We start from the raw sequence: 12,659 nt of genomic DNA, 5'->3' as shown, positions 1-12,659 counted from the left end.
ACCAGTCCTAACACGTCAATTTGATATTTTTGACCCCACCGGAGTGAGTGAATCTGTTGTGAATTTTCTTCGGAACTTCTTGCATTGTTTTCATATTTTCATGGTGGTGCCAAGTATTCTTCGAGTAATCAGCTGGGCCTTTCGGAGCTAGTGCGTCAGCTTTACCGAAGTCACCTCCTGGACTTTTGCCATGGTTTCCCTTCAGATCAGAAACATCTACCCGCTGCCGTTCGTAAGGATTGAAATCAGGATGTCCGTTAGGGTATCTGACGCGATTGCCTTCCCAATCGTCATAAACCCAAGTGCGACCTTCTATCTCAGAGTGGACGGATCCACCCTTTTCTAGCCATTTGGATACATCTGGAGAATGCGGAGGTTTTGCGCTCCAACCCCACGGGTCGATCCAGCCCATCGGATTTTCCGCGTACTGGTAAAGATTATTACCCCCTCTTAGCCCAATCGGATCCTGAGTGATAAACCGCCCAACCTCCGGATCGTAATACCTGAACGTGTTGTAGTGCAGCCCCGTTTCATCATCAAAGTACTGACCCTGAAACCGCAGATTCTGCTCAATTTCACTCACGGCCAACGATTCGACTTCACCCCAAGCCTTGTAAGTCGCCTGCCACACGATCTGGCCGTCGACATCCGTCATCTCGAGCGGCGTGCCAATCTGGTCGGTATGGAAGTAGTAAAGCGTCTGCTCTGCCTCACCTTCGCTCTGGTCAACCCGGGCAAGTGGCGCGTAGCTTCCTGGCTCGTAAATATAGAAGCTGCTCTGCCACGGTGTTTCTTCGCGCAGCATCTGCAGGCCTTGCCAGAGAAAGTGCTTGTGCTCAGTCTGGCCATCAATCTCGGACGTCTTGCCAACCCGACGACCCAAACTGTCGTACCGATACGTGCCCACGCTGTGCATCTGGCTGTTAACCATCGTTTCAGCACGCACGAGACGATTTTCGCAGTCATACGTAAACGTCTGCAGCTTGCTCAGCCCTACCCGCTTTTCAATCAGGTTGCCCCAAGAGTCGTAGGTATATTCCTGATCCCGCCATTGCTTGATGCGGTTGTCTTTCACCTGATCGAACTGGCTGGTGTTGAAGTTCAGGCGGTTGGCGGCAGCGTCGTAGCGGAACTCTTCGCTACCCACCAAGCGGCCGGTGTCTCGACTATGCAGCTGACCATTGGCTTCATATTCGTACTTGATCTCACCGCGCAGCTTATCGAGCGTGCGAGTCAGCTCGCCTGCTGGATCGTACTCGTATCGCCGATGAATCGGGTTGTACGCATGATCGACCAACAGCGAGGTGTTGATGCCTGGATTCTGGATCTGCGACAGCTTTTCAGCCGGAATAGTCGAGGCATACTGCCAGCTCTTGCGGCCCATCGCGTCGTAACCAAAACAACTGGTGAGTTTGCCTTGGGACCGATAGACCTCGCGATGCAGGTCATCTCGCTCCATGTCGCTGATCAGCATTCCATCAAGGTTGAGTTGGTGCAGGTGGCCGCTGCCGTAGTACAGATGATTCAGGTGCTGACCCGTCGGCAACGTCAGCGTGGTCAGGTTGCTGAGCGGATCGTATTCGTAGGCCAGCGCCCCTTGCGGCGTGGTTTCTTTGATCAAGCGGCCCAGCACGTCATAACTGAAGTCGAGAGTCTCTTCCTCAACGCCCAGCTTCTTGCCGATGCTTGAAGGCAGGCGATGGATGCTGAGCAACCGATCCGCTTCGTCGTAGCCATAATCCTGCCGCGCATCCTGATTGACCTTGGCCAGCAACCGGCCAATCACATCACGCTCAAATTCGGTACTGCGCTGTGGCCGCTCTGCCCGTTCGCCGTAGCCGATTTCCTCAACCCGGGTCAGATGCCCGCCCAGGTTGTAACTGAAACGGCGCGTCAAGGTTGTCGATGCGTTTTTCTGCGATCAGGCGATCCGAAGCGTCATAAGCAAATTCATAAGTCGCATTGTTTTCGTTGACCAGTGCCGTCAACCGAATCGCCTTGTCGTACTCGTAACGGATGCGCTGGCCTTTGGCGTCTTGCCGCGAGCTTGGCAGGCCGCGCTCGTTGCGTTGCAACCTGATGATCTGGCCCTTGCCGTCGGTATGAGTGAGTACTTGTCCAAAAGCGTTGTACGTAAACGCTTCTTGTGTGCCATCCGGATGTTTGATGCGCAGCACTTCACCCGCGGGTTTAAGCTCAAGCTCGGTGGTCTGGCCAAGCGCGTCGGTGACCGCAACCAGTTGCAGGCGCTCGTTGTATTGGTACGTGGTGCACTTTCCAGAGCAGTCCTGAAACTTCTCAACCTGTGCGTGGTTGTTCCACCAGATGAATTTCGACTTGTGGTTGGCATCGATGATGGTGTGCACCAAACCGTCATCACTGTGGAAATACTCGGTGCGCTGGTCTAGCGCGTCGTATTCCTCTATCAGGTTGCCCTTGTTGTCGTAATGGCCCTTCCAGGTACTCCCGTCGGGATAGCTGATCTGTTTGACCAGCGAGGTCAGATGACGCTGCTGATAGCGCGTGCTGCGACCCAGCGGGTCGACCTCCTCGATCAGGCGCGAGTACTCGTCGTATTTGAGTGTCAGCTGGTTGCCGTCGGGCAGCGTCAAGCCAAAGATGTTACCGAAGTCATCCAGATTAAGTGCGTACTGTTCTCCGCCGAAGTCGCGGCTAGCGGTGACGCGGCGATCGGCGTTGTAGTGAACCCGCGCCTCACGACCCAGTACGTCTGTGACGCGGGTGTGGCATTTTTTCGTTGACTAGGGCGGTGAGGCGAATGGCTTTGTCGTACCCATAATTGATGCGCTGGCCCTTGGCGCCCTGCCGGCAGGACGCTAAACCGCGTGCCGTCCGCACCAGCCGCGTGGTCTGAGCTCTGCCATAGGTGCGCGTGAGGACTTGGCCAATTGCTTTGGGGGTGAATGGCTAGGCAACGCTGTCCAGATGCACGATGCGCAAGACTAAACTGTCGGGATTACGATCAAGTCTACTCGTAGACTTCAGGGTATCGATCGTTCCAAGATGCTAGCATTGTCCATTGCTGTCGCTAGACGCCGTCGCGCTAGAGGCGAACCCACTCAATCTGAGAGAGTCCACGACGGCTGTAGCAATTTAATATCCAGGCCCTGCCTCCACGCTCTCGATATCTACGGCAAGAAGCGGTACGATCTCTGGATCAGCATCTGTTCGCTGAACTGTAATCACCGCCAGTAATGGTCCAAATTCGCCAGGGATGGGATCAAAACCCCTTAAGTGAACATCTACTGACACAGATTCACCACTGCCTGGCAGCGCTATTTTTGGCCATTCTTGCGTCCGACATGATGGCCAATTCAGCAATTGCTCGCCGGGCACAACGCTAAGCTCCTGGATATCGTCCCTGACCTTATATCTACCATTGAACTGAGGTAAAGGCACATTCGGAACGAGATCAACATCCTCGCACCTAGCAAGCCCGTGAATATAGTAGTGCCACGGAGTCATACCCCATACCAATACTAGCAAACCTGCTTCAAATAAATAATTAGCAATTTCCGTCTCACAAAATTCTCTCTGCAGATCAATTATCTCACCAGAAAGATTTTGTTTAATGAAGGCATCCATTTTATCTATATCAGCGAGAAAAAAACCAAGCCGCGCAGCCCCATCGTAGACGGGCCCCGGATAACGTTCAATTTCTGGCGGAGCCTTATCTAGTTCAGAAAGCACTGCAGTTACGTTGACGATCTCACTGTATTCAAGCATGGGCTTAATATGATCGGGCACCTCACCTAACGCCTCCAATGGCCTATCCAAGTAAATAGCCAAATCCAGGTGATAGATGCCAGCGGGTAATGGTGTCGAGTCGAGAGTAACTCGCTCGCCGGCAAGTTCAATAGAAATAGTTTCAGTTGTAGACGACAGATTTATGACAACTTGTTTTTTTGATAACAACGTGGACTTGAATGTCGGACCGTAATCGAAGAAATCCACGTTTCTGGTCCATCGAAAAATGACTTTACGCTGCTCCTCTGAAAATCGTGAGAAGTCATAATCACGAAGATCTATTGAAGTGGTGCCTAAACTTATAGTCGCATTCGCGACAACCCTTGAATCGTTCAACGTAAGATACTTACTTTCAAAGCTTAACATCAACTACACCCCCCATGGCAAACCCTTTACTTCTCGCCCATTGTTTTGTTGCCTCCCAAGCTTGGGATGGCGATACATTCGACGCGAGAATCTTACCGGGCCGCCCGTTTTCGATAATTCTTACATCACCTCTAAGGTGTGCAATTTCTGGATTGTTATAATGAGTTTCCAGCGACTTGAGCCAGCCATCGTTCGTCAAGCCTTTCGCCCTCACAGCATCTGCGGTGACGAGCGGCCTAGTATTAGCTCCCATGTTATTGTAGCCATGCATACCACTGTGCTCGACCTTGTTCCGTTGCCCCGGTTGCAACCAATACATTGAGGGCACGTTATGGAGAGAGTTGAAAGGAGCGATTCCCAGCTTGGTGGCCACAGCGTGCGGAACCATATGGTGCCCCAATAACACAGGATTGCCCAACGGCATCAATCCCAAAGGATCAACCCACGTGATTGCATTTGGGGCGTAACGATAAAGATTGTCGCCGCCGATCAACCCAATCGGATCCTGCGTAATAAACCGTCCAATTTCCGGATCGTAATACCTGAATGTGTTGTAATGCATCCCGGTCTCGTCGTCGAAGTATTGACCCTGGAACCGCAGGTTCTGCTCAACCTCGCCCACCGCCAGCGACTCAATTTCACCCCATGCTTTGTACGTCGCCTGCCAAACGATCTGGCCGTCGACATCAGTCATCTCAAGCGGCGTGCCTATCTGGTCGGTATGGAAGTAGTAAAGCTTCTGCTCTGACTCACCTTCGCTTTGGTCAAGACGCGCAAGCGGCGCGTAGCTGCCGGGCTCATAAATATAGAGGCTGCTCTGCGAAGGCGTTTCCTCACGCAGCATCCGCAAGCCTTGCCAGAGGAACTGCTTGTGTTCTGTCTCGCCGTTTATCTCGGCGGTTTTGCCAATCCGACGCCCCAGGCTGTCGTATCGATAGGTGCCAACGCTGTGCAGTTGGCTATTAATCATCGTTTCCGCCCGAACAAGCCGGTTTTCGCAGTCGTAGGTAAACGTCTGCAGCTTGGTTAACCCTGACCGTTTTTCAATCAGGTTGCCCCACGCGTCGTAGGTATATTCCTGGTCGCGCCATTGCTTGATTCGGTTGTCTTTGACCTGATCAAACTGGCTGGTGTTGAAGTTCAGGCGGTTGGCCGCAGCGTCGTATCTGAACTCTTCGCTATCAACCAAGCGGCCAGTATCACGACTGTGCAATTGGCCATTCGCTTCATATTCGTATTTGATCTCACCCCGAAGTTTGTCCAGCGTTCGGACTAGTTCGCCCGCCGGGTCGTACTCATAGCGCCGATGAATCGGGTTATATGCGTGATCGACCAGCAAAGACGTGTTGATGCCTGGGTTCTGGATCTGCGACAGCTTTTCAGCCGGAATGGTGGATGCGAACTGCCAGCTCTTGCGGCCCATCGCGTCGTAGCCAAAGCAACTGGTGAGCTTGCCTTGGGACCGATAGACCTCGCGATGCAGATCATCGCGCTCCATGTCGCTGATCAGCATTCCATCAAGGTTGAGCTGATGCAAGTGGCCGCTGCCGTAGTACAGATGATTCAGGTGCTGACCAGTCGGCAACGTCAGCGTGGTCAGATTGCTGAGCGGATCGTATTCGTAGGCCAGCGCGCCTTGTGGCGTGGTCTCTTTGATCAAGCGACCCAACAGGTCATAACTGAAGTCGAGGGTCTCTTCCTCAACGCCCAGTTTCTTGCCAATGCTTGAAGGCAGCCGATGGATGCTGAGCAAGCGATCCGCTTCGTCGTAACTGTAATCCTGCCGCGCATCCTGGTTGACCTTAGCCAGCAAGCGGCCAATCACATCACGCTCAAATTCCGTACTACGCTGCGGCCGCTCTGCCAGATCGCCGTAGCCAACTTCATCAACCCGCGTCAGATGCCCGCCATGGTTGTAGCTGAACCGACGCGTCAGGTTGTCGATGCGCTTTTCTTCGATCAGACGATCTGACGCATCGTAGGCAAACTCGTAACTCGCATTGTTCTCATTGACCAGCGCGGTGAGCCGAATCGCCTTGTCGTACTCGTAACTGATGCGCTGGCCCTTGGCGTCCTGGCGGCTGACAGGCAGTCCGCGCGCCGTGCGCAGCAGACGCGTAATCTCGCCCTTGCCGTCGGTGTGCGTCAGGACCTGGCCAAGAGCGTTGTAGGTAAACGACTTAGCGGTGCCGTCCGGGTGCTCGATGCGAACCACTTCACCGTCAGGCTTGCGCTCAAGCCTTGTCGTCTGATTCAGTGCGTCGGTGACTGCGACCAGATGGGACCGATCATCGTAGGTGTAGAAGGTGTTTTTGCCCGAGCAATCCTGAAAGCGCTCCACCTGCGCCAGCGCGTTCCACCACAGGTATTTGGATTTGTGGGTGGCGTCGATGATGGTGTGCGGCAGGCCATCGTCGCTGTTGAGGTACTCGGTTTTGTGGCCGAGTGCATCGACTTCAGCGATCAGGTTGCCTTTATCGTCGTAGCGGGCTTTCCAGACGCTGCCGTCAGGATAACTCGCTTCGGTCACCAACCTCGTACCGAGGTGGTGTTTGTAGCGGATCTTGCGGCCCAGCGGATCGGTCTCTTCGATCAGGCGGGAGAAGTCGTCGTACTTGAACGCCAGCTGATTGCCATCGGGTAGCGTGATGCCGGTCAGGTTGCCGGCATCGTCCAGGTCCATGGCGTAACGTTCACCGCCATAATCGCGGCTGGCGATGACAAGGCGATCCTCGTTGTAATGCACTTCAAGCTCACGGCCGAGGACGTCTACCGCCCAAGAAGTTCTATTCTTGAAGTCGTAGCGGAAATGAAAGTGCTCGCCATCGCTGGTCCAGTGCTCGACCACACGCGGCTGACGGTTGATGGTTTCCCAGCGGTTCTACACTAAGAGACAAGATCCACAGAACCATAACTCTATAGTTCGTAACTTCTACATAGCCACTAACTCTATAGCTCGTAACTTCTATATAGCCACTAACTCTAAAGTCGCGTCACAATACTTGAATTTACCTCTCCTCACTACTGAAAAAGAAATAGTAAGTCTTGCTGAGACCGCACGCCGCGGAATCATCGATACTTTTCAACATCTGCATTATCAAGTTGAGCAGTCCTTAGAACATCCAACGCTGCCTGCGATACAACAAGGCGGTGGTCGACCGACAGACCGAAATCATCGATTCCAGCACCACCTTCCACTTTGAGCCAAAGAAACTTCGGAAGAGAGACATGTGGATGCAGCTCTACAAATTCTTCTGATTTAGTTACGGACACTGGCGCAAACGTAGTGCCTGTTAGCTTTGATTCTAAAAGTGCTTTAGCAAGGGACTCGGTAATGATGAAGCAGGGGAAGCTTTCTAACAGATTATCGCCAAGCCATCCTTCAAAGCGGTATTCAAGACTGCTAACTACCGGAGGATGAGAATTGGTATCGACGATAGTACCATCACCCAATCTACCAGCAACCTCAGGCTCAACAAAATAAAACATATTAATTCCTATTTATCGTATTGGTGGATCAAATTGAGAGCCAATCATGTTATCGATCTCAGTTGCCTTATCTAACAATTGCTGCTTCGTAGGCGAAGCATTTATCTTCGAACATGAAAGAGTTGGCGTTAGAGCTTTTACCCTTGATTGAACGCGTCAGAAAACCACTCTGCGTCTTGTTCGCCGGCAACGACCACGGTGGGGTGTTCTTGCTGTTGTAGACGCTGCCCATGATCAGCGGGCGGTCGGGGTTGCCATCCAGGAAAACCACCACGACTTCATCACCCACGCGCGGAATCTGGATGCTGCCGAAACCGCCGCTGGCGCCGGATTGGGCGACGCGAACCCAGCAGGAACTGTGTTCGTTGTACTTGCCGTTGCGGTCCCAGTGGACTGGACTTTTACGCGGCCGAGTTCGTCGGTGAAGATTTCTTCGCCCGGCGGGCCGACGATGATGGCGGTCTGTGGCCCGGAGATCGTCGGGCGTGGCGTGGACAGTTGCGGGCGGAAGGGAATCTTTTTGCGCACGCAAGAGAAGGTGTTGTAGTAGCTCGCCTGATGGCCGTTGAGGTAGTTGTTGTGGCCTTCGCTTTCAACGCCCATGAGCAGGAACTGACGATCGTCGGCCGAGCCCTGATCGTGGTCGTAGTGCTGCACCAGCTCGAAGGTGTAGCCGGGCTTCATCGCGCGGCAGTTGCTCGCGCCTTCGAACTTTTTGCCGCGGATTTCCAGGGCTTCCATGCGCAGGCGCAACAGCGTTTCGCCCTCGTCATAAGTGCTGTGGGTAAAATTAAAGCGTCCTTGAGGTAAGCAAAATTACAAATCAACTCCTATTACATCTTCGTTCGAATCGGCATTTTCCAAGAAGATTCCCATCCATGCGTCAATCACTGCCCACACGTCAATATCTCTTTCAGGTTGAGACTGCTGTTCATGCCACCAAATATAGAATTCCGGACAATCAATTCCATTTACTACAGTAATATAATCGCCAGCTCCATTCGAGAAGAAACCCGTCATGTCAGGTATGGCGATAGGTTCATCATCAATCAAGTCGTCTATACTTACGAAGTCTTCGATAGCCGACGGACCCATTGAGGAATCTATATAAAAGCAAAAACCATTGTGGAGATTTGTATAAAATCTCTCGAACATGGGGGCGCGTCGAAACACATCCAGCGTTGCTACTTCACCAGAGACCGGGCTCTCACCAAGATAAAGGCCAAGCTCATTATCTTCACGATAAATATATACCAAATACACTTTGTCGCTAACCGCGACAGCTGTTCCGACTACGCACTGCCTGAGCCATTTGTCGACTGTTGGAAGGAGTGAAGAAAATTTATCCCACTCTTTAGGCACCCATACAGAGGAGGCATGATGCAGTCCAAACCCTGACCAACTTGAAGGTATTACCACCGCATCAGGCAAATCGGCTGATGAAAAATAGACTGTATAATTTTTTAACTCTGCTCTTACGGCAGACTTAAGACGCTTAATCATACTCAAGTTTACTCTGGACGAAGCGTCCTTTAATGGAGATTTATCGCATTGAGCTCGCGACCGGTACCTTGTGACACTGCAAGTAGAAACTGGGCATCATTCATGCACGAATGTATTGTTTTCCCGAATTTAGTTTTCCCCCTTCTTCTCCTCTTCTAATAGATAGGAAAAAGTATGCGGAAGATTTAGTTAGAATGGAATTATAGATGATGATTACTTGCGAGCCTCTCTGCGTCCTTTACAATAAACAGTTGACCTCGCGAAGTTCTCAAAGCATTAGCCACTAAATTGGTCAGAACATCAACTTCCTTTGATGTAACCAGCTTTTCATCGTAATTCTCATTGACCTCATAGTTGATGAGGTCAATATTTTGCAGGGACATATCCACACACCTGCTGAGATCAATCTGATCACCGTTCAACACAAACAACAATAGATAGTTCAGCGCAATCATCAAGTTTTGTGCATAGCTGCCTTCCTCTTCGGAATACTCATCTGTGTCCGGTATGTTTTTGTAGACTTCCCCTTGAGTGACTCTTGCCTCTCCCGAGGTGCTCAAGGCGACATCAAGCGCATGAATAAACAGCTCTGACAAATTCTCACAGTAACACTGATCAAAAGCCCGTATGAGGCGTATCTGCCGATAAAGGTAGCTCGCCACGACTAATACTTTCTGATTCCGATCCAACCCATCAAAGGATGGCCTGATTCGAGCATCCTCAAATATCAAACTCCATTGCATGTCACACCTCCAAGCCCCTTCCGACTTTTCTTTCCTGTTGTATGGGTGTCCGTTTTTATTCCATGTTCCTCCATTAGTTGCTCACAATCAAGACATACACCTCGTGACGCATCAATGCTAGTGGCACCTTTACCTGCCTTTATAATCGTTTCTTCCGCATGCCCTTGCCCGTTGACTATGGAGATACCTTTCGCTTGTGCCCACTCCCGCTGGATCTTGGGAACTTTTTTCTCACTCGAAGCGATAAACATTTTCCCGTCTTCACTGATTCCCAATGCAGTGGTTCTAAATTTCTGGGCAGTCGGATCTAGAAGGCCATGGGCTTCAGTGACGAGGCCGAGTAGCTCAGATAGCCCCCAAGGATTTACCCAGCGCATTGTATTTTCAGCGTACTGATAGAGGTTATTTCCCCCCACCAATCCAATCGGATCCTGCGTAATGAACCGCCCAACCTCCGGGTCGTAATACCTGAATGTGTTGTAGTGCAGCCCCGTTTCATCGTCAAAGTACTGACCCTGGAACCGCAGGTTCTGCTCAACCTCGCTCACCGCAAGCGTTTCGACTTCACCCCACGCCTTGTACGTCGCCTGCCAAACGATCTGGCCTTCGACATCAGTCATCTCAAGCGGCGTGCCTATCTGGTCGGTATGGAAGTAGTAAAGCTTCTGCTCTGACTCACCTTCGCTTTGGTCAAGACGCGCAAGCGGCGCGTAGCTGCCGGGCTCATAAATATAGAGGCTGCTCTGCGAAGGCGTTTCCTCACGCAGCATCCGCAAGCCTTGCCAGAGGAACTGCTTGTGTTCTGTCTCGCCGTTTATCTCGGCGGTTTTGCCAATCCGACGCCCCAGGCTGTCGTATCGATAGGTGCCAACGCTGTGCAGTTGGCTATTAATCATCGTTTCCGCCCGAACAAGCCGGTTTTCGCAGTCGTAGGTAAACGTCTGCAGCTTGGTTAACCCTGACCGTTTTTCAATCAGGTTGCCCCACGCGTCGTAGGTATATTCCTGGTCGCGCCATTGCTTGATTCGGTTGTCTTTGACCTGATCAAACTGGCTGGTGTTGAAGTTCAGGCGGTTGGCCGCAGCGTCGTATCTGAACTCTTCGCTATCAACCAAGCGGCCAGTATCACGACTGTGCAATTGGCCATTCGCTTCATATTCGTATTTGATCTCACCCCGAAGTTTGTCCAGCGTTCGGACTAGTTCGCCCGCCGGGTCGTACTCATAGCGCCGATGAATCGGGTTATATGCGTGATCGACCAGCAAAGACGTGTTGATGCCTGGGTTCTGGATCTGCGACAGCTTTTCAGCCGGAATGGTGGATGCGAACTGCCAGCTCTTGCGGCCCATCGCGTCGTAGCCAAAGCAACTGGTGAGCTTGCCTTGGGACCGATAGACCTCGCGATGCAGATCATCGCGCTCCATGTCGCTGATCAGCATTCCATCAAGGTTGAGCTGATGCAAGTGGCCGCTGCCGTAGTACAGATGATTCAGGTGCTGACCAGTCGGCAACGTCAGCGTGGTCAGGTTGCTGAGCGGATCGTATTCGTAGGCCAGCGCGCCTTGTGGCGTGGTCTCTTTGATCAGGCGACCCAACAGGTCATAACTGAAGTCGAGTGTCTCTTCCTCAACGCCCAGTTTCTTGCCAATACTTGAAGGCTGACGGTGGATGCTGAGCAACCGGTCTGCTTCGTCATAACCGTAATCCTGCCGCGCATCCTGGTTGACCTTTGCCAGCAAGCGGCCAATCACATCACGCTCAAACTCCGTAGTGCGTTGCGGCCGCTCTGCCCTGTCCCCGTAGCCGACTTCATCAACCCGCGTCAGATGCCCGCCATGGTTGTAGCTGAACCGACGCGTAAGGTTGTCGATGCGCTTTTCTTCGATCAGACAATCTGACGCATCGTAGGCAAACTCGTAACTCGCATTGTTCTCGTTGACCAGCGCAGTGAGCCGAATCGCCTTGTCGTACTCGTAACTGATGCGCTGGCCCTTGGCGTCCTGGCGGCTGTCAGGCAGTCCGCGCCGTGCGCAGCAGACGCGTAATCTGGCCCTTGCCGTCGGTGTGCGTCAGGACCTGGCCAAGAGCGTTGTAGGTAAACGACTCAGCGGTGCCGTCCGGGTGCTCGATGCGAACCACTTCACCGTCAGGCTTGCGCTCAAGCCTTGTCGTCTGATTCAACGCGTCGGTGACGGCAACCAGATGGGACCGATCATCGTAGGTATAGAAGGTGTTCTTGCCAGAGCAATCCTGAAAGCGCTCCACCTGCGCCAGCTCGTTCCACCACAGGTAGTTGGATTTGTGGGTGGCGTCGATGATGGTGTGCGGCAAGCCGTCGTCGCTGTTGAGGTACTCCGTCTTGTGGCCGAGTGCATCAACTTCAGCGATAAGGTTGCCTTTATCGTCGTATCGGGCTTTCCAGACGCTGACATCAGGATAAGTCGCTTCGGTCACCAACCTCGTACCAAGGTGGTGTTTGTAGCCGATCTTGCGACCCAGCGGATCGGTCTCTTCGATCAGGCGGGAGAAGTCGTCGTACTTGAACGCCAGCTTATTACCATCGGGTAGCGTGATGCCGATCAGGTCGCCGGCTTCGTCCAGGTCCATGGCGTAACGTTCACCGCCATAATCGCGGCTGGCGATGACAAGGCGATCCTCGTTGTAATGCACTTCAAGCTCACGGCCGAGGACGTCTACCGCCCAAGAAGTTCTGTTCTTGAAGTCGTAGCGACAATGGAAGTGCTTGCCATCGCTGGTCAGTACTAAACCACGCGGCGCTGATCTTCAATG

General features: G+C 52.5%; 4 protein-coding genes and 4 pseudogenes. All 8 read right to left on the bottom strand.

Going from position 1 to position 12,659, the window contains the following annotated elements; genetic code table 11:
* Nucleotides 1–7: 7 nt before the first annotated feature.
* Nucleotides 8–2,606 (bottom strand): annotated as a pseudogene (locus ABEH28_RS03440) (RHS repeat-associated core domain-containing protein).
* 508 nt (nt 2,607–3,114) lie between these two features.
* The gene (locus ABEH28_RS03435) at nt 3,115–3,975 is read right to left on the bottom strand and encodes a hypothetical protein (protein WP_346629120.1); all 861 of its coding nucleotides are present in this window, start codon (nt 3,973–3,975) and stop codon (nt 3,115–3,117) included.
* Nucleotides 3,976–4,120: 145 nt separating this feature from the next.
* Nucleotides 4,121–7,012: pseudogene (locus ABEH28_RS03430) on the bottom strand (RHS repeat-associated core domain-containing protein); the annotation flags it as partial.
* A gap of 191 nt (nt 7,013–7,203) precedes the next feature.
* The gene (locus ABEH28_RS03425; RefSeq protein WP_346629119.1) at nt 7,204–7,623 is read right to left on the bottom strand and encodes a hypothetical protein; all 420 of its coding nucleotides are present in this window, start codon (nt 7,621–7,623) and stop codon (nt 7,204–7,206) included.
* A gap of 139 nt (nt 7,624–7,762) precedes the next feature.
* Nucleotides 7,763–8,412 (bottom strand): annotated as a pseudogene (gene tssI / locus ABEH28_RS03420) (type VI secretion system tip protein TssI/VgrG); the annotation flags it as partial.
* A 27-nt stretch (nt 8,413–8,439) separates the two neighbouring features.
* Complete coding sequence (locus tag ABEH28_RS03415; RefSeq protein ID WP_346629118.1) at nt 8,440–9,126, bottom strand: hypothetical protein; 687 nt, start codon at nt 9,124–9,126, stop codon at nt 8,440–8,442.
* A 200-nt stretch (nt 9,127–9,326) separates the two neighbouring features.
* Entirely contained in the window at nt 9,327–9,869 is a 543-nt protein-coding gene (locus ABEH28_RS03410) for a hypothetical protein (RefSeq protein ID WP_346629117.1), read from the bottom strand.
* A pseudogene (locus ABEH28_RS03405) lies at nt 9,854–12,658 on the bottom strand (RHS repeat-associated core domain-containing protein); the annotation flags it as partial. The pseudogene ABEH28_RS03405 and the gene ABEH28_RS03410, both read right to left, overlap by 16 nt.
* Between the last annotated feature and the right edge of the window lies 1 nt (nt 12,659).

The organism is Pseudomonas sp. Ps21-P2 (assembly GCF_039672565.1).
GTDB lineage: Bacteria > Pseudomonadota > Gammaproteobacteria > Pseudomonadales > Pseudomonadaceae > Aquipseudomonas.
The sequence above is the reverse complement of the archived record's forward strand: the minus strand, read 5'-3'. Positions and strand labels throughout refer to the sequence as shown.